Origin of the sequence: Nocardia sp. NPDC052001, assembly GCF_040680615.1 — a bacterium.
Classification (GTDB): Bacteria; Actinomycetota; Actinomycetes; order Mycobacteriales; family Mycobacteriaceae; genus Nocardia.
In genome coordinates, this window is record NZ_JBFAXC010000005.1 from 445,876 (window position 1) to 468,622 (window position 22,747).

General features: G+C 67.9%; 17 protein-coding genes and 1 pseudogene. 12 read left to right on the forward strand and 6 right to left on the reverse strand.

Features of this window, described 5'->3' with window-relative positions:
- Nucleotides 1–181 precede the first annotated feature (181 nt).
- Nucleotides 182–421, forward strand: a complete 240-nt coding sequence (locus tag AB0L82_RS25900; RefSeq protein ID WP_364641419.1) for a DUF2530 domain-containing protein — start codon at nt 182–184, stop codon at nt 419–421.
- 73 nt (nt 422–494) lie between these two features.
- Here the strand turns inward: AB0L82_RS25900 and AB0L82_RS25905 are convergent, their stop codons facing one another.
- Nucleotides 495–2,570, reverse strand: coding sequence for a neutral/alkaline ceramidase (locus AB0L82_RS25905; RefSeq protein ID WP_364641421.1), 2,076 nt, complete (start codon nt 2,568–2,570; stop codon nt 495–497).
- Nucleotides 2,571–2,697: 127 nt separating this feature from the next.
- Between AB0L82_RS25905 and AB0L82_RS25910 the strand changes: the two genes are divergently transcribed.
- A complete protein-coding gene (locus tag AB0L82_RS25910; protein ID WP_364641424.1) occupies nt 2,698–3,312 on the forward strand; it encodes a TetR/AcrR family transcriptional regulator in 615 nt (204 codons plus the stop codon).
- 63 nt (nt 3,313–3,375) lie between these two features.
- Here AB0L82_RS25910 and AB0L82_RS25915 read toward each other — a convergent pair whose 3' ends face one another.
- Nucleotides 3,376–6,522 (reverse strand): ATP-binding protein, encoded by a 3,147-nt coding sequence (locus AB0L82_RS25915; protein ID WP_364641427.1) that lies wholly within the window; start codon nt 6,520–6,522, stop codon nt 3,376–3,378.
- Nucleotides 6,523–7,841: 1,319 nt separating this feature from the next.
- Nucleotides 7,842–8,654, reverse strand: a pseudogene (locus tag AB0L82_RS25920) (DUF3027 domain-containing protein); the annotation flags it as partial.
- A 17-nt stretch (nt 8,655–8,671) separates the two neighbouring features.
- On the opposite strand from AB0L82_RS25920, the gene AB0L82_RS25925 reads away from it, so the two are divergent.
- The 3 genes from AB0L82_RS25925 to AB0L82_RS25935 all read left to right on the forward strand — a co-directional run bounded on the left by AB0L82_RS25925 (nt 8,672) and on the right by AB0L82_RS25935 (nt 12,332).
- On the forward strand, nt 8,672–9,466 hold the full coding sequence (locus AB0L82_RS25925; protein WP_364641430.1) for a glutaminyl-peptide cyclotransferase: 795 nt from the start codon (nt 8,672–8,674) through the stop codon (nt 9,464–9,466).
- Nucleotides 9,467–10,121: 655 nt separating this feature from the next.
- Nucleotides 10,122–11,732 (forward strand): MFS transporter, encoded by a 1,611-nt coding sequence (locus AB0L82_RS25930; protein WP_364641788.1) that lies wholly within the window; start codon nt 10,122–10,124, stop codon nt 11,730–11,732.
- 15 nt (nt 11,733–11,747) lie between these two features.
- The gene (locus AB0L82_RS25935) at nt 11,748–12,332 is read left to right on the forward strand and encodes a DUF2771 domain-containing protein (RefSeq protein WP_364641433.1); all 585 of its coding nucleotides are present in this window, start codon (nt 11,748–11,750) and stop codon (nt 12,330–12,332) included.
- Nucleotides 12,333–12,413: 81 nt separating this feature from the next.
- Here the strand turns inward: AB0L82_RS25935 and AB0L82_RS25940 are convergent, their stop codons facing one another.
- Nucleotides 12,414–12,842, reverse strand: a complete 429-nt coding sequence (locus AB0L82_RS25940) for a cold-shock protein (protein WP_364641791.1) — start codon at nt 12,840–12,842, stop codon at nt 12,414–12,416.
- Nucleotides 12,843–13,023: 181 nt separating this feature from the next.
- Between AB0L82_RS25940 and AB0L82_RS25945 the strand changes: the two genes are divergently transcribed.
- From AB0L82_RS25945 to AB0L82_RS25960, 4 genes are all read left to right on the forward strand, one after another.
- Nucleotides 13,024–13,254 (forward strand): hypothetical protein, encoded by a 231-nt coding sequence (locus AB0L82_RS25945; RefSeq protein ID WP_364641436.1) that lies wholly within the window; start codon nt 13,024–13,026, stop codon nt 13,252–13,254.
- Nucleotides 13,255–13,681: 427 nt separating this feature from the next.
- Nucleotides 13,682–14,308: a resuscitation-promoting factor Rpf1 domain-containing protein gene (locus tag AB0L82_RS25950; RefSeq protein WP_364641439.1), complete on the forward strand. Its 627-nt coding sequence runs from the start codon at nt 13,682–13,684 to the stop codon at nt 14,306–14,308.
- A gap of 156 nt (nt 14,309–14,464) precedes the next feature.
- Entirely contained in the window at nt 14,465–14,653 is a 189-nt protein-coding gene (locus AB0L82_RS25955) for a hypothetical protein (RefSeq protein WP_067568388.1), read from the forward strand.
- 343 nt (nt 14,654–14,996) lie between these two features.
- Nucleotides 14,997–17,261: a helicase-associated domain-containing protein gene (locus tag AB0L82_RS25960; protein ID WP_364641794.1), complete on the forward strand. Its 2,265-nt coding sequence runs from the start codon at nt 14,997–14,999 to the stop codon at nt 17,259–17,261.
- Between the two features lie 3 nt (nt 17,262–17,264).
- Here the strand turns inward: AB0L82_RS25960 and AB0L82_RS25965 are convergent, their stop codons facing one another.
- Both AB0L82_RS25965 and AB0L82_RS25970 read right to left on the reverse strand, forming a co-directional pair.
- The gene (locus tag AB0L82_RS25965; RefSeq protein ID WP_364641443.1) at nt 17,265–17,792 is read right to left on the reverse strand and encodes a hypothetical protein; all 528 of its coding nucleotides are present in this window, start codon (nt 17,790–17,792) and stop codon (nt 17,265–17,267) included.
- Nucleotides 17,793–17,888: 96 nt separating this feature from the next.
- Entirely contained in the window at nt 17,889–19,355 is a 1,467-nt protein-coding gene (locus AB0L82_RS25970) for a cellulase family glycosylhydrolase (RefSeq protein WP_364641797.1), read from the reverse strand.
- 262 nt (nt 19,356–19,617) lie between these two features.
- Here AB0L82_RS25970 and AB0L82_RS25975 point away from each other — a divergent pair, with 262 nt between their 5' ends.
- From AB0L82_RS25975 to AB0L82_RS25985, 3 genes are read left to right on the forward strand one after another with little or no spacing between them, the layout of a single operon-like run.
- On the forward strand, nt 19,618–21,276 hold the full coding sequence (locus AB0L82_RS25975; RefSeq protein WP_364641446.1) for a DNA repair helicase XPB: 1,659 nt from the start codon (nt 19,618–19,620) through the stop codon (nt 21,274–21,276).
- 38 nt (nt 21,277–21,314) lie between these two features.
- A complete protein-coding gene (locus AB0L82_RS25980; RefSeq protein ID WP_364641449.1) occupies nt 21,315–21,992 on the forward strand; it encodes a DUF3239 domain-containing protein in 678 nt (225 codons plus the stop codon).
- A 52-nt stretch (nt 21,993–22,044) separates the two neighbouring features.
- On the forward strand, nt 22,045–22,683 hold the full coding sequence (locus AB0L82_RS25985; protein ID WP_364641452.1) for a LysE family translocator: 639 nt from the start codon (nt 22,045–22,047) through the stop codon (nt 22,681–22,683).
- The last annotated feature ends 64 nt before the right edge of the window (nt 22,684–22,747 follow it).

Here is a 22,747-nt window from a genome sequence, read left to right on the forward strand (position 1 = left end):
CCTAGTACCCCCGCACCATCCCCGCCCAAACCAGACATTTCCCCAATGGCGAAAATCCGCATCCCTCCGGTATCGCCCGTGGCTCGAGCAGCGGCGCATCCCCGGCCCGCGACCACCGGAACTCCACGGGGACAGCCCCGCCGATCCCCCATCGACCGCTCCACCTTCTACGCTGGATCTCGTGACCCAGCCCGTACCGGAAATCCCGCAGCGCTTCACCGACCCGCGACCGGTCCTGGCCGTCGGCAGCCTCGGCTTCCTGATCGCCACAATCGTGGTCTGGCTCAATGACGACTGGGCGACGGCCCGCCCGATTTGCCTGATGGGCCTGGGCGTGGGCCTGCTCGGCTACACCATCTTCGCCATCCAGCGCCGCGGCGCGCGCCGCGGCGACAAGGGCGCACAGCTCGGCCTGGACTAACCACCCCCGCACAAGTTCATGGGGCAGCCACGCCCCCGTGTACACGGCCGGCGGGGAAGAGAAGCGCGGGCGGTCAGCGGATGTCGAACTCGGTGGTCGTACCGGTGAAGGGGTGCAGGGTGCCGTCGGCGGCGAGTTGGTCGGCGTAGTGCTGGAGGCGGTAGCGGCCCGGCGCGGTGCCAGCGGGGATGTCCCAGGTGAAACGGGCTATGGAGACATCCGCGCCGCGTTTGGACCAGAAGTATTTGACCGGCCATTCGCCTTCGTTGGCGATGCGGGTCCAGCCGGAGTCGGTGGCGCGCTGGATTTCCAGGAAGGTGCCGTTGCGGCGGGTGTTGTGTTTCGGATGGGCCGAGACGAATTCGGCCGCGGCCTGGTCACCGGGGGCGTAGGCGGGGGCCGGTTGGGTCAGGACGTCGCCGAAGTTCGTACCGGGCAGCGTGCCATCCGGGCCGGGGGCGGCCACGAAATTGGGCTGGAGGTTGGCGACGTCGCGCGGGGCGGGACCGCGCGGGACCGCCTGTTGCGCGACGAAAGCCGTTGCGAGACGGTGGAATTCCTGCTGATAGGCCGGGAGCGTGTAGCGGCCGTACAGGGTTGAGCCGCCCTCGTACTGCTGGGCGTCGTATTCCTCGGGGGTGGCGACGTATTCGTGATAGCAGTTGGCGTAACCCTGCATGAGCACCTGATCCAGCGATACGCCGAGGGCTTCCGCGACCACGCGACGGATGCGCAGGCCCGAGGTGATGGTGAATTCCGCTCCGCCGCAGGCGAGATAGAGGTCGCCGATGCGCACCAGCTGGATCGGCACCACGCTCGGCACCCACGGCACCGGCGGCATGATGCCGAGCGGGGCGACAATGGCCTTGGGGGCCTGGGCGTCGGCGAGCCAATCGGGAATCGGCTGGTTGACGCCGCCGAGCGCGTCCACGAACGGGTTTCGCACGCCCTCGGGAATCGGCACGCCGGGCAGGCCCGGACCGTCCTCGACACTGCCCGCGATGAGCGAGACACCCGCGCAGGCAGGTGCGGTGTGGCGGGGCTGACCGTTCGGGGTCCAGCGGCCGTCGACCTCGATATCGGCGATATCGATGTAGCAGAGCAGGCTGGCGACCGGACCGCTGAGCGGGCTCGCGGCCGCGAGAGCTGTTTTCCCGGCACGGTATTGGCGGTCGCCGATGATGCGGGTGTTCTCGAATTCGTTCTGCGTCGGCCCGTCGGTCGGGTGCAGATTCAGGTTCGGCGACATATCGCCGGAGTTGGTCTGCGGGAAAGCGGCGACGAAATCGCAGCCGTCCAGGTAGCGGACGCCGTGTTCCTCGTGTTCGAACGAGTAGGAGGCGTACCCCTTGTTGTCGGCGCTGATGAGCCGGTTGGTATTGCTCATCGAGGTGTTGTGGGTGGCGAACCAGGTGATGACGCCGACCTCGCGCCCGCCCTTGCGCAGCGACAGTACGGTGACCGCCGGATCGATGGCGTCGGGGAAAACCTGTTTGTCCGCGTCGGGATTTCGATCCCAGGCGATCTTGGATCGATTCACGCTGGCGTCGTGCAGTTCTCCGCGCCCGAGTGCGAGGCTGCCGGGGGAAAGGTCGGCGTCCGCGGCGGCAATGGCCTCGACTATGCCGTTCACTTCGGCGTCGTACACCTGCTGCTGGAATCCGAGAATGGACAGGTTGTACGCGTAGTCATTGCTGGATCCGCCGCAGGTGGCGTGTGAATGCGTGGAGGTGAGCAGGACGTTCTGCTCGGTGTAGCGATCACCGAATCGTGTTGCGAGCGCGGCCATCACACCGCGGTGCACGGATTGGAAGATCATGCCGTTGTCGGCGACGACGTAGACCACGCGCTGGTCCGCGCTGCCGAAGATGAAGGCGCGGGCGCGGGGTCGCAGGTGGATACCCGCGGTGTCCTGTCCGAATTGCGAGTAGCCCATCATCCCGCATTCGGCGGCGGGGCCGGTGATGTCGGAAATGCCCACTCCGACGAGGTATTCGCCGGAATCCGCGTATGCGCGCGAGCCGGGTAGCGCGAATGTTGCCGTCACTCCGAGCGCGGCGGCGCCGATCGCGGCTCCGGCCAGCACCGTTCGGCGGGAGACGGTCGTGACCTCGCCCGCATCGGCCGTTTCCTTGTCCGACAGCGCCATTCGCGTCTCCTTCCGTTCTGGAAGGCAGCGAACCATACAACTGGACGTTCGTCCAGGCCAGATTTTCCGACCCTGCGAATTGACTGTGCGCTTCCCGGACGCTTAACTCCCTGGAGTGTCCTCCCGATTGAGCGTCGAAGAACGACGGGCCCACCTTATCGAGGCGGCCATCGGCCTTGCCGAAAAAAAGGGCGTGGCAGGAGTTACCACGCGCGATGTTGCACAGGCAGCCGGTGTTTCGCTCGGTGTGGTGCATTACTGTTTCGAAAACAAAGATCAGCTGATGACCGAGCTGGTCAAGGCGCTTTCGATGGAATTGCGCGATTCCGTCGATGCCAACGAAACGGTATGGCAAGACGTCGGAACTGGAAAAGAAGCGCTTCAAAAATTGGTGCGCGCTGCCTTGGAACTCATGTGGCTCAACGTCGAAGCCACACCCGAACGTCAACTACTCACCTACGAAACCACCACCTACGCACTTCGCGAAGGCGAACAAACTCCGGCGAAACTGGCAATCGCCCGCGAGCAGTACACATTCAACGACTCCACGCTCGCCGACATCGTCGAACACGCCCGCGAGGCCACCGGCACCCAGTGGACCGTTCCGGTCACCACCCTGAGCCGCTTCACCCTCGCCGCCATCGACGGCATCGTGCTGCGCTGGCTGGTCGACAACGACAGCGCGGCCGTGCGCGAACAGCTGGACCTGCTAGCCACGATGGTCTGCTCGTACACCGCCTGACCACCCCGTCCACTACTCCGGCGCGCGTATTCACGCGCGCCGGAGTCTTTTTCATGCGGATGATTAGCTAAACGGTTGCTTGCGTACGTGAACGGTATCGCCGTCCTGCCACCACGGCACCGAGACGGTGGTCTCCACCGCACCGGTCAGACGCACCCGGAGCTCATCGTGAACGACGAGATCGCCTGCGGTGCAGGCGGAACCGAATTGCAGGCGCAACAGCACGCCGAGCGGATCGGTATTCCAGGTGGTGCGACGGCCCTCGCCGAGGACTTCGGCGGTCACCACCTCCGAGGCCAGCGGGATGTCCAGCAGTGCGGAAAGGGATGGGGCCGAGGCGATATCGCCGACGATGAGGCGATCCGCGGGCAGCGCCGGACCGAACCAGGACTTGTCCAGGATCAAGGCGTCCGCGGGATCGATGACCGCGCCGGAGAGGGCGCGCACCTGATCCGGGAAATCCAGGTCCTCGACATCGAGCAGGCCCTCGGCCATCGCCACCCCCAGGCGGCGATGCGTTTGTGAAATCGCCTCGGGGGTGGGTGATCTCGTCGGATCGGCGAGGGCGTCCAGCAGTTCCTCCGCCAATTGCGCGGTCATGATCTCCGGGGCGGCGAGCACCCCGCGCAATACCAGCAAATCCTGCTCGGAGAAGCCGAGAAGTTGCGGGAGCAGGCCCGCGAGGCTCTCGTCCTCGGGATGGCGCATGAGGCCCAGCGGGATATCGTCGATATGCGCGTTCTTGCGCAACCACCAGGCGGTGTAACCGTCGCGGTCCGACAGCAGCGGGCGGGTGCTCTCATCGGAGAGCAACAGGCGCAGGGCCTCCGGCCATTTCGCGTCATCGACCAGATCGAGGTCGCGGACCGCGCGCAGCTCCGGCGGATCCTCCTGCAAGCCCTCCCACCAGGCATCCTCGTCATCGAGGTGATGATCCGGGCCGGTCGGGTCCTCCTCGACGGCGAGGGTGAAGCTCCAGCCGACACCGATGGCGCGCAGGGCGTCGCGGCCGTACTTCTCCAGCGTCTCCTCGGCGATGATCTCGAACGGCGAATCCGCCACCAGCACACCGTCCAGCGGGGCCGCGGGCAGCAGCAGTTCGTCGGCGGGCAGCAATTCGCCTGAGTCGTCCGGCAATTCGAGCAGGCCGAGCCAGGTCGGCAGGGTGCCCGGCATGGCGGTGCCCGCCAGGCTCAACACCGCCTCCACGGTATCGGGATCGCTCGGATCGTCCTCCAGGATCGCCTGCAGCGCGGGATCATTCAGCAAATCCTCGGGCGTCGCGGCGCGCGCACCCAGGCGGCCCAGCAACTCGTGCGCGGCCTCCGGATGCACCAGACGCGCCCAATGCACGGGAATGGCGTTCTCCAACTGGAGATCCAGCACCACGGTGCGCGGCCCGGTCACCAGCCGCCCGTCCGCGAGCGGTACCGACAGCGCGCCCAGCTCCTCCACCGACAGTGGATCCAGCACGAACGGTTCCAGGGCGTCGTACAGCGAATACCACCACTGCGCGGGACGTTCCAGACTGCTCGACAATTCCGCGATCCGCGCCAACCCGATCCGATGCACATCCAGGGCGGCCAGCGCATCCGATCCCGCACGCCCGGAAAGCTCCGGAATCACCAGCGGCCCAACAATTTCCGCCAGCAATCGCGCCAATTCCGGCGTCGCACCCGGGAATACGCTCGCCCGCCGCGGCCGCTCACCGAGATCCTCGGCCACCGATGCGGAAGCCGCCCGGGGCAGCGAACCGACCTCCGGCCATGCGGCGGCCTCGGGCAGCGCCTCTCCTTCGGGCGCACCTCCCCGCGGCGAGAGATCCTGGCGCAGTACGCCATTCGTACCGGAATCGCCGAACGTCAACTCCAGCTGATGTGCGGCATCCTCATCGGGGCTACCGACTCCGGTCGGCGCGCCGGAGCCCGCGGCGCTGTCTTCACCCGCACTCGCGGCTATGTCGGCCGTGCTGCCCGCGCGTGCCTCGAGGGCCGCGTCGAATTCGAGCAGGGGGTCCGCGCCGAGTTCGGGATTGCCGCCGAGCGCGTGATCGCTGCCGATGAGGCGGGGGTCGCCGAGTGCTTCGCCGCCCGAGCCGAAGACGGGGCCGCGCAGGACCGGGAGCCAGGGGTGTTCGCGCAGTTCGGCGATGAGAGCCTCGCGCAGGACGGTATCGGGCTCACTGCGCGCGAAGCCGGGGACGGGCACCAGCACCAGGCGGTCGGCGGGCGGCAGTGCCAGGGCGAAATCGGCGTAGCCCGTGGCCAATTCGGCGATCCGGGCACCGGGGAGCAGGCGGCGGCGATCGGGCTGCATGGGGATATCGGCGATCAGCAGCGCGGGGAGCGAGAGTTCCTCATCCGAGCGGGTCGGGGCGCGCAGCACATCCGGGCGCACCGCCACCGGACGGCCTTCGCGCAACGGCAGCAGCCAGCGCGCGTGCGGGGTGCGGTACTGCCACCAGCGCCGGTCCTCCCACTCCCCGGTGACCCGGACTTCCTGTAGTCCGTTATCGAGATCGGTGACAGCACAGCGGATTTCGTCATCCGCGATCGAAACGCTCTGGAGCGCGGGCAATTCCAGCAGCAGATCCACCGCTTCCGCCCGCATCCCCGCGAGCAGCGCGTCGGCATCCACCTCCGGCCGCAGTTCGAGCACGATCTCACTGTCGAATCCGGCGGCGGGCTTCGCATCACTCGGCCACGCCAGCCGCAGTGCGGGCGGCACGAATTCGCCCTCCACCTCGGGAATCTTGACGTCTTCGGCCGCGAGCAGCGCCGCCGTCGCGGCCCGCGAGAACCGCACCGACCCACCCGTGGACCGGAACTCGACCTCCTCCGCCACACTGAGCACCGCGGTGAACCCGACACCGAACTGCCCCACCGCCGCCTCGCTCGCGGCCGGTCCGGCGGTCTTCGCCGACGCGCGCAGCGCCGTCAACGCGTGCACCCCCGAAATATCCAACGCCACACCCGTATTGGCCACATGCAGCACGCGCCCGTCCAGCCACACCGCCAGCCGCCCGACGACCCCCGCCTTGGCCGCGGCGTCGGCGGCGTTCTGCGCCAGTTCGGTCAGCACCCGATCCCGATACCCGGCCCGCACCAAATCGGCCTCGGTGGCCGCATCCTCCCGCAACCGCGTGGGCGACCCCCGCCACGCCGCGATCACCCCGGCCCGCAACCCCGCGGTATCGAACGGATCCCCCACAGCCCTACCGCCGTCCAACCCACGCACCCCTTCCGCTCATGAACGCCAGCAGCGCCCACCCGCCCGGCCGACCCGGACGCGACAGCACACCTTAAGCGCCTTTCCCTCCACCCACTCACCCATAGCCCCCACCACCCCGCGAACCAGCACCCGACCTCCACCTGAGCCGCCCGCGCGGCCTCTCCAACCAGTCGCGCATCAGAAAAGCGGTCACCGGCATACGGTGGTCACACATCCCACCCGGTTGAACGTGGAAATGGCGGTACGCCGCTGGTCCAGCTCCGCGACCACACGCGACAGTGAACATCGCCCATCGCGAATGACGTTGGCCTGCCGACCCGGTCACCCGAAGGCGCAGACGCTCCCCTGGACGGTGGTGCGACCTGCACAGTCACGCCACCGGTGGCTTCACTACTCGGCCGTGATCGGGGCAACACCGATCACCGGGCGCGGGGTGGCCGCGAACCGCTTGGAATTGGTGTACGGGCTCCAGGTGATCCCGCGCACCGCCTAGTGCCAGGACAGCAGCCTGTGTAGAGCTTCGCGTCCAGCAGATCGCGGGCGGTCGTTCCCACCGGATGACGATCCGTACGGTGGGATCGGCCCGCTGGGCTGCGACCGGATTTCCTGACCGGCGCAGCGCCAGAGCGAGGCTTCGGGAGTTGGTGCGACTCCACGGCTCCCGGGGGTCAGTGCGACTCCGCAGCTCCGGGGTCACCGACCTGTGGTGCGGCGGTTTCGGCTTCGACGCGGACCGCGCTCACACCCCAGGCGTCGTCGACCACCATGTCGGGGTCCGCCAGGTCGAACAGCGCGGGAATCCCGTTGTCGGCGGGGACCTGCGAGATCTCGGATTCGATCGGGGTCACGGCCGCCACCTCCGCCACGGCGGTGATGGCCTCGGCGGTGGCGCTTTCGGCGATGGCTTCCGCCGCGACGGGAGCGGTTCCGGCCGAGGTGGACGAAGCCCCCTCGGATGCGACCGCGTCCGATGCGACCGAAAGGGACGACGTCGTCGACGAATTCGCTTCGGGCGCGGGGGCATTCGTTGCGACCTCGGTCGGCTCGCTCACCGGCGACGGGTCGGCGGGGGCCGAAACGGCGGCGGTCGGCGTCGATCCCGCATCGGCGGGTTCGGCTGCCACGGCGTCGGAGGTCGCATCGGCGGCTGTCACGACTTCGGTAGTCGCCGTGGCGGTTTCGGCGGACGCCGAGCCCGGCGAAGCGGCTTCGGCGGGCGTCGTATCCGCGGGGGTGGATTCGGCATGGGCCGCGGCGGCGGTGATGTCCTCGGCGTGGGCCGCGTCGGCGGTGATGTCCTTGGCGGTCGCCTCGCCCGCCGGGGCGGAATCATCCTCGGCGGCAACAGCTTCCGGCTTGCGGAGTTCTTCGGGGGGGATGATTTCGACGGCGGCGTCGTCGAAGGCTTCGTAGGCGGGGGAGCCGGCGCCGGTGGGGAGTTCGGTGTCGGAGTGGGCGCCGCAGCCGTATTCGAGGCTGACGACGCGGCCGTCGGCGCCCATGGCGTTGGCGCACACGCCGAAGGCGGCGCGCAGGCCGCCCGCCAGGGGGACGAAGAAGCCGCAGGTGCCGCAGGTGGCGGGGGCGGCGCGGGCCATATCGGTATCGGGGCCGAATTCGGAGAACCAGCGGTCGGCCGCTTCCTCGCGACCTTCGCGGCTCAGCACACGGGGGCGGCCGAGGCCGAGTTCGAGGGCTACCTCGTCGACGACCGGATCGCCGGAGGCGATGTAACCGGGGACGAGGCGGGGGTCGTGCAGGGGCGGGGCCAGCAGATCGCCGGGGGCGAGGTCGCCGGGGCGGATGCGCTGATCCCAGGGCAGGAAGTCGGGGGCGACGAGCGCGTCCGGGCCGGGTAGCAGCGCCGATTCGCTCACCGTGACCCTGGTCGCCTCGGGCGGGGCGGCCACCACGACCGCCCACTGCCAGCCGCGATAGCCCGGCAGCGTGGCCTCGAAATGATGGGTCGCGGCCGAATCATCCTCGGCCGTAACACCTATATGCCTGCCGACGCCGAGTGGCTCCAACTCCAGGAGCGCACGGCGAGCCAGGTCGACCGCCTCCGCCAGGATCGGCCGAACACCGGACTCCGAAACTCCAACCGCGCTCACGCCCTACATTTTGCCGTATGGAGCGCAAACGTCGTGCACCGGTAGCGGCCGCGAAGATCATGCTGTGCTCGGCCATGTGCCTGGCCGCCGCAATCACCGGTTGTGACAGAGCCGACGACACGCCGCGCCTGCGTGTCGAAGTCATCGCGACTCGCCCGCACGACACGCGGGCATTCACCGAAGGACTGGAAGTGGACGGCGACACGCTCTACGAGAGCACCGGACTTTCCGGACAGTCGTATATCCGCGCCACCACCCTCGACGGCGGTACCGAGCTCGCGCGCGCCGACCTGCCCGCACCCCTGTTCGGCGAGGGCGTGACCGTGGCCGGAAACCTGCTCTGGCAGCTCACCTATCGCGACGGCATCGCGCTGGCCCGCGATCCGAAAACCCTGACCGAACTGCGCCGCACCACCTTCGACGGCGAAGGCTGGGGCCTGTGCACCCGCGCCGGCCGCGTCCTCATGTCCAACGGTTCGGCCACCCTCACCTTCCGCGATCCGGAAACCTTCACTCCCACCGGCACAATCGCCCTCACCAGCCATAAGAACGCCAAACTCAACGAACTCGACTGCGCCCCGGACGGTTCGGTGTACGCCAATGCCTGGCCGACCGACACGATCCTGCACATAGACCCCGAAACCGGCACCGTCCTGCACGCCATCGACGCCTCGGACCTGCTCCCCCGCTCCGCCCGCACCCCCGCCACCGACGTCCTCAACGGCATCACCCACCTCCCCGGCACCGACCACTTCCTGCTCACCGGCAAGAACTGGCCCACCACCTACGAGGTCCGCTTCCTCCCCGACTGACGCTCCCTCCCCGGCCGACCGCGAATCATCTCCGGGAGGCGGCACCACGCCCACTCCCGGTAGTGAGAATCCACACCGGCTCCGAGGTGCGAATGCCCCGGCCGACTAGGCACGGCACCTCGAATTCACGACCGTCAAGCGGGCTTTGTGTCCCCGCACACCCGCCGTAGTCGCACCCCTGTCGTCCGGCACTGCAAGAATTGGGTGCGTGACGACTCCCCGCGAACCTGACGCCGACCCCGGCCGGTGGGGCGACGAGGAGTCTCCGCTCATCGAACGGCACCCCGGCTTCGACCGCTATCCCCCGGCCAATACCCCGTCCCGGCGATCGCGCGGCGATGAGGAGGTGCCGGAGTTCCTGACGCACCGCGCCGCCGCGCAACCCGGACATCCTTCGGGATCGGGTGTGCAGGCCGCCGAAGAGCAAGAGCGGCGGCGGGTTTCGCGGTGGTCCCGGCGACGGTCCGGGACGCCCGCGCCGGAAGCCACGACCACCAGGTATTTCGGCGCGCGCGGCGACTTTCCCGCGGCTGCCCGGCAGGTACCGGATTCCGCTGGGGCGCAACGCCCGCTGACCCCTTCCGAGGCGGAGACCACGCGCCTGCGCGGGGCCCAACCCGCGGATTCACGCGGCCCGGCCCCGGATGCCCGGGCCGTGAACTCCCCGAATGCCCGGGGCGGCCCTCGGCCGGAGTTACCCGCCGGTGCCCCCGCACAGCCCGGACATGATTCCGACCGCTCGGATCGGGTAGACCCGCATCGAACGCGGCCGGAGGCGACTCGGCCACTGCCGCAGGCGGAGGAGGGTGTGACGGAGCAGGTCGGGGATGCCGGATTGCACAAGCCGCCGCGCAAGTTGACGGTGACGCGGGTGGCGGCGCGGCGAAGCATCGAATTGACCGAGCGCGGATTCGCGACTTTTCAGCGAGCGGCCAAGGCCGATGGAGCCGAGGAGTCGGGTCTCACCGCGCTGGTCTACGCGACGATGGCGAATTTCGCGACCGATGCCGCGGTTGCCGTGGCGTTGGCGAACACGTTGTTCTTCGCCAGTGCGACAGCCGAATCCAAGACCAAGGTCGCGCTGTACCTGCTGATCACGATTGCCCCGTTCGCGGTGATCGCGCCGCTGATCGGGCCCATGCTGGACCGGTTGCAGCGGGGTCGCAGGCTAGCGCTGGCGGGATCGTTCGCCGTGCGTGTGCTGGTGGCGGTGCTACTGATCTTCAATGTGGATAACTGGGCGCTGTATCCGCTCGCGTTGTGCATGATGATTCTCAGTAAATCGTTCTCGGTGTTGAAATCCGCGGTGACGCCGCGCGTACTGCCGCCGGGAATCGACCTGGTGCGCACCAATTCCCGGCTCACGGTATTCGGCCTGGTGGGCGGCACGCTGGGCGCGGGTGGTGTGGCGGGACTGATCGCCTCGGTCGCGCATTCGGCGGGCGCACTGCTGTTCGCGGCCGTATTGGCCGGTGCGGGTTGCTATCTCAGTTTGAAGATCCCGTCCTGGGTGGAGGTCACCGAGGGCGAGGTGCCCGCGACGCTGACCTATCACGGCGATGATTCGCACACCGAGGTCCTCGATGCCCAACGGGCGGAGCAGATTCAGCCGAGCAAGCGCCGCCAGCCGCTCGGCCGCGCCGTGGTCACGGGGTTGTGGGGCAACGGCACGGTCCGCATCCTGACCGGATTCCTCACTTTCTACGTGGCGTTCGTCGCCAAGGCCACCGAACATCGCCCGGTGCAGCAGGCCGCCATGCTCGGCGTGGTCGGCGTCTGCGCCGCGGTCGGCAATTTCGCGGGCAATGCCACCGGCGCGCGCATGAAATTGGGCCGCCCGACCCTGATCGTGCTGCTGTGCACGCTGTCCTGTGTGGGCGTGGCGGTGGCGGCGGCCGTACTGGGCAATCTGCTGGGCGCGGCCGCGGCCACGCTGGTCGCGGCGGGCGCGAGCGCCTTGGCCAAGGTCTCGCTGGACGCGTCCATTCAGGACGATCTCCCCGCCGAATCGATCGCCTCGGGTTTCGGCAGGTCGGAAACGGTATTGCAGCTGTCCTGGGTGATCGGCGGCGCGATGGGCGTACTGCTGCCCACCGAGTGGTGGAAAGGTTTCGCTGCGGTCACGGGGGTGATGGCGCTGGGATTGGTGCAAACGGTGGTCAGCTACCGTGGTCATTCGCTGCTGCCCGGTTTGGGCGGTAACCGCCCGCAACACGCGCAACAGGAGATCCCCGGTGCCCACGGCGCCGAGGAGCCCACCACGTAAGGACAGGAATCCACGGTGAGCAAACCCAATGCCCGCACGATCGTCGCGCTATTGGCGGCCCTGCTCGTGGTGGCCGTTGCCTATGTCGCCGTCATCGTGGTCGTCGCCAATCGCGCGACCAAGCCGGACCCGGAGATCACCGCGTACGCGCACGGCAAATCGGTGACGGTGGCGCCGTTCAGGTTCTGCAATCCGAAGGTGGCGAACGGGCAGATCGATCTGAGCGACTGCAACAATTCCGAAGCGGTCTCGGATCTCGACGTTCCCGCCGGTTCCCCGCTGCAGATCTCGCTGCCCAAGGAGATCGCCAAGGCCCCCTGGCGGATGAAGCTGTTCTACCGCCTGCCCGGCGACAATGTGGCCGTCGGCGCGTTCACCTACGAGGATTACAAGAAGGGCCTGGTCAACACCGAGGTCGAGACCTCGGGCACCCCGGCCGCGATCACCGTGCCGACCCCGAACGATCCGCAGATCGAACTCGCGGTTGCCGAGCTGTATCTGCCCGTGCCCGCCATGGACGCGCAGGGCAATGTGGGCTGGGTGCCGAGCGCGATCTGGTCCATCCACACCCCGGCGTATCAGGGCCTCAATATCGAATGACCTGCGGCGCAAGCCCATTCGCATGAAAACGGGCCCCGGTGAGTCGAACTCACCGGGGCCCGTTGGCTTTTCGGATGCGACCTAGTGGTCGAGTTCGCGCGCCACGCCGCGCACGACTTCCGCGATGCGCTGGGCGGTCTTGCGATCCGGGTACTTACCGCGGCGCAGATCGGGCTGCACCTTGGTCTCCAGGATGGTGATCATGTCCTCGATGAGGCCGTGCAGTTCATCGGTGGACTTGCGATTGATGGGGGCGTCGCTGCGCGGACGGCGTTCCCGGGATTCGCGCTCATTGCCACGCACAGTGGGGGTTTCGAGCAGTTTGAGGCTCAGCGCCTGCGGACCGCGGCGACCCGCCGCCATCCCGAATTCGACCCGCTGTCCGGGCTTGAGCGCTTCGACACCTTCGGGCAGCGCCGACGAACGAACATAAACATCCTCACCCTCGTCCTGGGAAAGGAAGCCGAAGCCCTTTTCGACGTCGTACCACTTCACCTTGCCGGTCGGCACTGCGCTCACCCGTTCGTCATTCGATGCCCGGGCTCGCCGGGCACAGTTGTGGTCGGCGGACCGATCGTCCGAGACCTTGCGTTTGCGAAAAGAACGCGCCCCACAGCTATGGCAGGACGCGATTGGATTCGAGTCTACCCCGGTGCGAAAGGCCCCAGCACGTGAGTTTTACGGTTCTGGGGTGTCCGATACTTCTCCCGAGCAGGCTCCGCGCAGGTCCGGAAGCTGGCTCCTCTATCTCGCCATGACATTGTTCGCGGTGGGATTGCTGGCCATTGTCGCAATCTTCGGCGTAGGGCTGTTGACCGATTCGAAACCCGGGGTGTGGCTGTATCTGCTCGCCATGGCGGCGCCGCTGGGGTTCCTCTTGGCGCTGGTCTTCGCGCTGTGGTCGGGTCGCCGCGCACGTTGAACCGGCATTCCGGCCAACTCCGTCTGTGACACGTCCGATTGCCCACTTCGTTACCGGACCACACATGTGACCTTCGTCACATTACAGAACGGTCACGGTGGAGTGACAGACCCCTATCGGCGCAGACTCGCCGTGACCACCTGCACAGACGGGAAGCGGAACCCCTTGCGCCGGTTACTGACCCGGACAGACACGACGGTTACCAAATGGTGATTTTTCGCGGGGACCGCCGTATGGTCATTTTTCAGCCGGGTCAGCCCGGCGCCACCGGCCCGCCGCACCGAACCTCACCCCGCGGGTACGGACCCCAACTGGAACCCAGGGGTGAGGACGAGGAACAGCGCGCACCAGCGCGCCGGAGCGGACGACCTCTCAGTTCGCCCCCGGTAGTCAACCCTCGAGGCGCGTACGAGAGGAAAACCCGAAAATGAGTGGACGCCATCGCAAGCCGAGTAACACCGGTCGCACGGTCGCCAAGGTAGCCCTGACGGGCATCGCCCTCGGTGGAGCCGGAGTGGCCCTGGCCGGTAACGCCAGCGCGGCACCCGACTCCGACTGGGATCGCCTCGCGCAGTGCGAGGCCGGAGGCAACTGGGGCATCAACACCGGCAACGGTTTCCAGGGTGGGCTGCAGTTCTCGCCCAGCACCTGGACCGCCCACGGCGGCGGCGAATACGCCCCCACCGCCAACCAGGCCAGCCGCGAACAGCAGATCACGGTCGCCGAGAAGGTGCTCGCCTCGCAGGGCTGGGGCGCCTGGCCCTCCTGCTCCTCGAGCCTCGGCCTGCACAGCGCACCGTCGCAGCGCACCGCTCCGCAGACGGAAGCGCCCACCAAGTGGAATCCGCCGAGCCCGGGCAATGTCCAGGCCGCCGACGGCAGCCAGCAGGTCTTCCAGGCCGTCGACAAGGCCATGGAGATCGCGCAGTCGCAGGGCATCAACATCCCGCAGCCGGTGCTGGACTTCCTGAATGTCAGCAAGGCCAACAACACTCAGCTCGATCCCACGATCGTCAACTTCTTCCAGGCGAACAAGGGTCTGCTCCCCCACTGAGACACCTCGTTCGCGTATACAGACGCCCCGCATCAATGACGATGCGGGGCGTTTGTGTTCTCCCGAGACCGATGTTGCTGCCGGAACGCCGTGCGCCGGGCAAACATCCGGGTGCCGGAGGGGGCGCGTCGGTAATGCTCATGTCAGAATGAGCGCGTGGTGAACAAATCGAAGAAACCCTACGTCGACAATGGCTGGCCGGAGACGGCCAATGGCGATCACGCCGTCACCGAGCTCTCGTCGACCCGCTCGGGCGGCCTCTCCCCGTACGGTGAGGACACCGAGTTCCCGCTTCCCGTGGATCAGCTGCCCTACGTGCACCCGCACACGATCATCAACCGCTGATCAGCCGCTACACCGATAACCATGCGGTTAACGGCACGGCTCGCATTCGCGCGGCCGCCGCACCCGCGGCGGCCGCGCAGCCGTGCGTCACACCGCGTCTGTGCCGTGCCCCCGGCCGGATCACCTCCGGCCCCTGCGCACGGCCCCCATTCCACCTGTCTCGCCGTGCTTTCGAGGCAACCGCATTCGTCCGCCTGGATCGGGTGAAGTGACCGATACCGTTCCCCCCGCCGACGCTGACGGCGCATCCTCCGCCGCGCCCGAGGCGGCGCCGGATAAGCCCGCCAAGGCGGTCAAGGCCGCCAAACCTCGCAAGTCGGCGAAAGCCGCCGAGGCGGCGACGCTGACCGAGTGGCTGGCGGCGCTCGGGGATGACGCGCTCGTGGAGCTTTTGCAGGTGCGGCCGGATCTGGCGGTGCCGTTGCCCGCGTCCATGGCGGTGCTGGCGGCTCGGACCGAACAGCGCGCTTCGGTGCTGCGGGCCACCGATGAATTGGACACGCTCGACTTCGCGGTCATCGAAACCCTTGTGGTGCAACGGGCGGGAGATCTGCGCGATCCGCAGCCCGCGCCGCGCACCGTGCTGACCAAGGTTCTCGGGGATCGGGTCGGTAAGGCCGCCATCGACGCGTCGGTGGCGAAGCTGCGGGCGCGGGCGCTGGTGTGGGGATCGGATAAGGCACTGCATCTGACCCCCTCCGCACAAGAGGCGCTGCCGTGGCCGCTGGGCAGCACCACCGAACTGCCGGATTCGCTCACCGAGCCCGAGATCAAGGCCGCACTGGCGGAACTGCTTCCGCCCGAACGCGGCCTGCTGGACAAGCTGGCCACGACCGGGCCGCGCGGGCGCACCCGCGACGCCGCACCGGGTACGCCGGAGGATCGACCGGTGCAACGACTGCTGGCCCGTCGACTATTGCGCTGGATCGATGACGAGACGGTGGAACTGCCGATCTCGGTCGGCCAGGTGCTGCGCGATGAACCGGTCACCGATCCGCACGCGCTCACCCCGCCGCAGCCCGAATTGCGTAGGCAGGGCAGCGCGGATGTGAACGCGGCGGCCGCCGGTGAGGTCGGAGAACTGTTGCGGCACAGCGCCGCCATCCTGGATGTGCTCGCCCAGGCCCCCGCGCCCGCACTGCGCTCGGGCGGACTGGGTGTGCGCGAGATCCGGCGGGTGGTGAAGCAGACCGGGGTCGACGAGACGCGCATCGGTCTCATCGCCGAGGTGCTGGCCGCGGCCCGGCTGCTGGACAAGGGTTCACCCGAACCGCTGCCCGATGACGGCACCGAGGACTTCTGGGCCCCGACCACCACCTCCGACGCCTGGCTGGCCGTGGTCCCCGCCCGCCGCTGGGTGGTGCTCGCGCAAGCCTGGCTGGACCTGGATCGCTTCCCGTGGATGATCGGCGCGCGGGACGCCAATGACAAACCCCTCGCCGCGCTCTCGGCCGAACTGCGCAATGTGCACGCGGTCCGCGATCGCCGCGCGATCCTGCGCCTGCTGGCCGAATACCCTTCCGGCAACGCGGTTTCCGCTGCCGATCTGGGCCGGGCGCTGGCCTGGCGGCAACCGCGCTGGCGACGGCACTACCGGCTGGACGCGGTGGAGCGCACGCTTGCCGAGGCCGAGACGCTGGGCCTGGTGGCGCGCGGTGCGGTCACCTCGGCGGGCCGGGCACTGCTGCACGGCAGCGCGGAGGACGCGGAATCGGAGATGGCGGCCGCGCTGCCCGAACCCGTGGATCATGTTCTCGTACAGGCGGATTTGACGGTGATCGCGCCCGGGCCGCTGGTGCCCGAGCTGCTGGATCGGATCTCCCTGGTCGCCGATGTCGAATCGGCCGGTGCGGCAACGGTTTACCGGCTGAGTGAGAATTCGGTGCGGCGCGCGCTGGACGCGGGTGCGACAGCGGCGGAACTGCACAATCTGTTCACCGCGCATTCGCGCACCCCGGTGCCGCAGGCGCTCACCTATCTCATCGACGATGTGGCGCGGCGGCACGGGCGACTACGCGCGGGGATGGCCCAATCCTTCGTCCGCAGTGAGGATCCCGCGCTGCTGGCGGAAGTGCTGGCCGCCCCCGTGGCGAGTCAGCTGGCCCTGCGCGCGGTGGCTCCGACGGTCGCCATTTCGCAGGCCGCCCTGGGCGAGGTGCTCGAACATCTGCGCGCCGCGGGCTTCAGCCCCGCGGGCGAGGACTCCTCCGGCGCGATCGTGGATCTGCGCCCGCGCGGCGCCCGTATACCGGCCCGTTCCGGACAGAAGCCGAATTGGCGGCCGAATCCGCCCAGCACCGAACAACTTCAGGCGCTGGTGGCGGAATTGCGCGCGGGTGAGCGGGCGGCGCAATCGCGGGCGGGTCAGACCGTCCGCTCGGACGGCACCCGCACCACCACCGCCGCCACCCTCAACCTGCTCCAATTGGCTTCCCGCACCAGGCGTCCGGTGCACATCGGCTATGTGGACGCCTCCGGCGTCGCCACCCAGCGCGTGGTCGAACCGCTGAAAGTCGGTGGCGGCCAACTGGATGCGCTCGACCCGGTGACCGGCGCGATCCGGCACTTCACCCTGCACCGCATCGCGTCGGTTGCGCTGATCGAATAGGTCCTACTTCGGATTCCCGAGGCAGAACGTGGTTTTCGGGTCCGAGACCGTCCGGAAGCCGATCGCGGTGTTGGCATCGCACAGGAATTCGTCGGCCTGGCCGTCGATGCGCTTGGTCACCTTGAACGACGCCTCGGGTGCGGTGCACTCGACGTTCTTGTAGCCGGTGGTCTGGCTCTCGTTGTAGCAGGCGCCCTCCTTGAAGTTGGGCGTCAGGCACAGGAACGCGGTGGTCCCGCCATTGAGCGTCTCCTCGTAGGAGGTCTGCTCTTCCTTGCAGTCGGTCTTCTTGTCGAAGATCTGCGCGACCTTGTAGACCGCCTTCTCCGACGAGCAGTCGACCGGCTCGGTCTTGGAGTCGACCATCGACCCCTCGATCACGTTGATGCAGTCGCCGACCTTCGCCTTGGCGGTATCGGACTTGCTGGCGTCCTTGATCATCGAACAACCGGTCACTGCCAGCGCGGCCACCGCCACGGCCACCAGGGCCAGCACGAGGCGCAGTAGCGGCCTCGTTCCTGTGAACTTCACCTGCGAAAACCTTTCTCACCGTACAATTCACGGCTGCCGTGAACGCGGTGAGGATACCTTTGCGCTATCGCCGACCGCATCACCGAAATTGGGGATTTACGAACCCGAGGCGGAACCGGACGACGAACCCGCCGAACCCGACGAGCCGGCCGATCCGGTCCCGATCGGACCTGTCGGCACAGTAGCCCCCTTGGAGCCCGGGCGGTTGATGTAGACGGTGACCGGTGACCCGGAGGCCGGTTGCACGGTCACCACGCGGGCTCCCGCGGGTGAGGTGACGGTCCCGCCGTCCACCCGGACCTCGTAGCCGATCGGATAGTGCAGATCGGAAACGTAGATCTCGGTCGGCCGCGGCCCGGCGTGCGGGGTGTAGCGGTAGGCGAAGTCGCCGGTGTCCGCGTCGAAGATCATTCGCCCCGGCGTGCCCGCGGTGGCCTGCGGATAGGTCCGCACCAGTTGCCTGCCGATATCGCCGAGGAAGGGATCGGGTCGCGGTCCGGGCGCTCCGAACCGCGAGGCGTAATGCCAGTACTGCCAGCTGATGAACCGCTCGTCGGCGCGAATCACGGTGTTGCGCAGCACGGTCGGATCACCGTCGCCGAATTCGGTGACCAGCGTGGGCAGCCGCGTGCGAGTGGTGAAGGAGTCGATATTGCCCCAGGTCTTGTCCTGCTGCATCGGGCACAGACCGCGCAGGAAGGCGGGCAGGCCCAGGTAGATGGCGAGCTGACTCGGAATGCAGTAGTCGTGCGGGGCGAACGCGATATCGGGCGCGGTGATGGGCGGATTCCTGCCGAGGTTCGACGGCATGGTCTCGTTCCAGGTGACATTGGGCTCCCAGAACACCATGGTGTTCGCATTGCGTGCCCGCACCGCATCGGTCAGCTTCTGCATGGCCGCTTGGTATTTCACGTCGAAGCCGGGGCAGCCGTTGGGGTAGCAGGACAGGAACGCGCTGCCCGGCCACGGTTCGTTCATGAGCTCGAAGCCGAGCACCCCGGCATGCCCGTCGAGCCGCCCGGCGAGCGCGCCGAGCGCCTGGCCGAGATAGTCGAGGACCCCATTGCTGTTGTTCCACACCTCATCCCAGCCCTGATTCATGCTGGGCATGAGGTAGTAGAGCGGGAAGCCGAGGTTCGGTTCCAGTGCTCCCGGACGGGATTTCAGCGCCCATTCGGGAAAACCGTTGCCACCCCACACTTTCGAGAGTCCGTCCTGGTGATTGTCCAGGAGGGTGTGAATCCCGCTCTGCGCCAGCGTATCCACCACGGTGGCGACGCGATCCAGGTAGGCGGTGTCGACCACCCCCTTGGTCGGCATCAACCCGTCGAAGGACACCCCGAGTCGCACCGTGTTGAAGCCGTGCCCGGCCAGTAGCGCCGCGTCCTCGGCGGTGAGGGTGAACCCGTCCCCCGGTTCGATGTACGGCGCGTCCTTGTCGACATTGTTGACCCCGTGCAGCAGTACGACCCGCCCGAACTCGTCGACGAAGCTGTTCCCGTCCGCGTGAACGGCCGCGGTGCCGGTCGGCGTGGCCTGCGCGGTGGGCGGTGTGACCAGCATCGCTCCCCCGAGTGCCGCGGCGACCAGGCCCGCCTGCCACCGTCTGCCCCGTAATACCCTGCGCATCGGCACCTCTATTCAGCTTTCGACATAACTTCGACCCAACACGGACTATCTGGACAACCGCCCAAGTTGGAAGGGATCGTAGCCACCGAAACTCGGGGCTTGACCGTTTTCGCCGAATTACCCCCCGCCGCGCTGTCGGTGCCATCAGGAACAATGGACAACGGCCCTGTTCGGGGCCGACAAGCCAGGAGGTGCCGTGACCGACGGACCGCTCATCGTCCAAAGCGATAAGACACTGCTGCTCGAGGTGGATCACGAGGCCGCTAACGCCGCCCGGCAGTCCATCGCGCCGTTCGCGGAACTGGAGCGGGCGCCCGAGCACGTGCACACCTACCGCATCACCCCGCTGGCGCTGTGGAATGCCCGCGCCGCCGGTCACGATGCCGAGCAGGTCGTCGACGCGCTGGTGAAGTTCTCCCGGTACGCCGTCCCGCAGCCGCTGCTGGTGGACATCGTCGACACCATGGCCCGGTACGGCCGGCTGCAACTGGTGAAGAATCCGGCGCACGGGCTCACCCTGGTCAGCCTGGATCGCGCGGTGCTGGAGGAGGTGCTCCGGCATAAGAAGATCGCCCCCATGCTCGGCGCGCGCGTGGACGACGACACCGTGGTGGTGCATCCGTCCGAGCGCGGGCGCATCAAACAGATGCTGTTGAAGATCGGCTGGCCCGCCGAGGACCTCGCGGGGTATGTGGACGGCGAGGCGCACGCCATCGACCTCGATTACGAGGGCGGGCACTGGGAGCTGCGCGACTATCAGCAGATGGCGGCCGACTCCTTCTGGGCGGGCGGCTCCGGCGTGGTCGTATTGCCCTGTGGCGCGGGCAAGACCATGGTGGGCGCGGCGGCCATGGCCAAGGCCAAGGCGACCACGCTGATCCTGGTCACCAATACCGTGGCCGGGCGGCAGTGGCGGCGCGAGCTGCTGGCCCGCACCTCGCTCACCGAGGAGGAGATCGGCGAATACTCCGGTGAGCGCAAGGAGATTCGCCCGGTCACCATCGCCACCTATCAGGTGATCACGCGGAAAACCAAGGGCGAGTACCGGCATCTGGAGCTGTTCGACAGCCGCGACTGGGGTCTGGTCATCTACGACGAGGTGCATCTGCTGCCCGCGCCGGTCTTCCGCATGACCGCGGATCTGCAGTCCCGCCGTCGTCTCGGCCTGACCGCGACCCTGGTGCGCGAGGACGGCCGCGAGGGCGATGTCTTCTCGCTCATCGGGCCCAAGCGCTACGACGCGCCCTGGAAGGATATCGAGGCGCAGGGCTGGATCGCCCCGGCCGATTGCGTCGAGGTGCGGGTGACGCTCACCGATGCCGAACGTATGGCATACGCCACAGCCGAGCCCGAGGAGCGCTACAAACTGTGCTCCACCGCGCGCACCAAACTGCCGGTGGTGGAATCGATTCTGGCCCAGCACAAGGGCTCGCCGAGCCTGGTCATCGGCGCGTACCTGGATCAGCTGGATGAGCTGGGCGAACACCTGAATGCCCCGGTCATCCAGGGTTCCACCAGCACCAAGGAGCGCGAGAAGCTGTTCGAATCCTTCCGGCTCGGGGAGATTCCGGTGCTGGTGGTCAGCAAGGTCGCGAATTTCTCCATCGATCTGCCGGAAGCCTCTGTGGCGGTGCAGGTTTCGGGCACCTTCGGGTCTCGGCAGGAGGAGGCGCAGCGTTTGGGGCGGCTGTTGCGGCCGAAACAGGATGGCGGCCAGGCTCACTTCTATTCCGTTGTCGCACGTGACACGCTGGACGCCGAATACGCCGCGCACCGGCAGCGTTTCCTTGCCGAGCAGGGGTATGCCTATCGCATCACCGATGCGGACGACCTGTTGGGGCCGACGTTAGGATAACTGGAGGACTAGCCTCCGGAAGGCGGGAGGGAAGGCACGTGCGACGCTTCGAATTCGAGGTCGACCGTGAGCATGCCCGGGCGGTCAACGAAGTCGTCGCCGATCTGCGGCGGTTGCGGGTGCTCGGCGTGGGCGCGGCGGTGGTACTGGGGCTGGGCACCGCTTTCCTGGTGTGGGTGAATCACCCGTGGTCCTGGCTGCTGGCGGTGGCCTTCCTGCTGGGGGCGATCACCTCACTGTTCATCGGCCTGTGGACACCGCATCGGGGCCGGGTCGACAAGCTCTATGCCGCAGGCGAACTGGTGCCCGCGGTGGTGTCCGAGACCAGCGGTTCGGGGGCGACGCTGCTGGCCCTGGTGGATCTGGCCAAGCCGAACACCGACGGTCCGCGGTACGCCCTGGTGACCCGCACGGTGCGCGCCCTGCCCGGGCACCGGACCCGGATCGGCGAACAGGTGCCGGCGGTGACGGTGCGGATCGATCGCGCACCCGGTTCGGTCGGGGAGCTGTGGCAGTCGGTGAGCGCCATGCCGATCGCGTGGGGCACCCGGGATCTCAATATCATCGAGCAGGCACGCACCACCATCCGCGAGGTGGAATGGCAGCTGCTCACCGACAATCTGGATCTGGCGGACAAGGTGCGGCACGTGGATGCCAAACGGCTGCTGCTGGATCCGCAACAGCTCCCCGAGGAGCTCCGGCGGGTAACCGGGTAGGCGCCGGGGCAAGCGGCCCGAAATCCCTTGCCCCGGAACGTAGAATGATCCGATGATCCCCGGCGCGAATCTTGCCGCCTTTTTCGTCGCGGCCACCGTCCTCATCGTCATTCCCGGACCGGGAGTGCTCTTCGTCATCGGCCGCGCGCTCACCTCCGGGCGCAAGGCCGCCCTGCTATCGGTCCTCGGTCATGCCGTGGGCGTGCTCCTGGTGCTCACCCTGGTCGCGGTCGGGCTCGGCGCGATCGTGGCGGCCTCGGCCATCGCCCTCAACACCGTGAAGCTGGCCGGTGCGGCGTACCTGATCTACCTGGGCGTCCAGGCTATTCGCGAGCGCAAATCGCTGCGCGAGGCGTGGGAATCGCGGCGCGAGGTCGCCGAGGGCGGCAAGCTGATGCGGCAGGCGTTCCTGGTCGGGATCAGCAATCCCAAGGCCATCATCTTCTTCTCCGCGGTGCTGCCGCAGTTCGTCGACCCGGCCGGTGGGCCGGTGCCGGTGCAGATGCTGATTCTGGGGCTCATCTTCCTGGCCATCGCGGTGGTCTCGGACAGCGCCTGGGGCCTGATGGCGGGATTGGCGCGGGATTGGTTCGCGCGCTCGCCCAAGCGGCTGGAGACGGTCGGCGGCGCGGGCGGGGTGATGATCATCGGACTGGGCGCCAGCGTGGCCGTGTCGGGCACCGGTCATTGAGCACGGCGGCGACTAGCATCGCCCCGGGGGTTCTTGATTTCGCGCCGGGAAAGGGGCGGTTCGA

What these genes read in the sequence shown, in the direction of transcription:
- AB0L82_RS25985 (WP_364641452.1), top strand. Translation starts at nt 22,045, where the DNA reads ATGATCCCCGGCGCGAATCTTGCCGCCTTTTTCGTCGCGGCCACCGTC.
- AB0L82_RS25950 (WP_364641439.1), top strand. Translation starts at nt 13,682, where the DNA reads ATGAGTGGACGCCATCGCAAGCCGAGTAACACCGGTCGCACGGTCGCC.
- AB0L82_RS25905 (WP_364641421.1), bottom strand. Translation starts at nt 2,570, where the DNA reads ATGGCGCTGTCGGACAAGGAAACGGCCGATGCGGGCGAGGTCACGACC.
- AB0L82_RS25925 (WP_364641430.1), top strand. Translation starts at nt 8,672, where the DNA reads ATGGAGCGCAAACGTCGTGCACCGGTAGCGGCCGCGAAGATCATGCTG.
- AB0L82_RS25970 (WP_364641797.1), bottom strand. Translation starts at nt 19,355, where the DNA reads ATGCTGGTCACACCGCCCACCGCGCAGGCCACGCCGACCGGCACCGCG.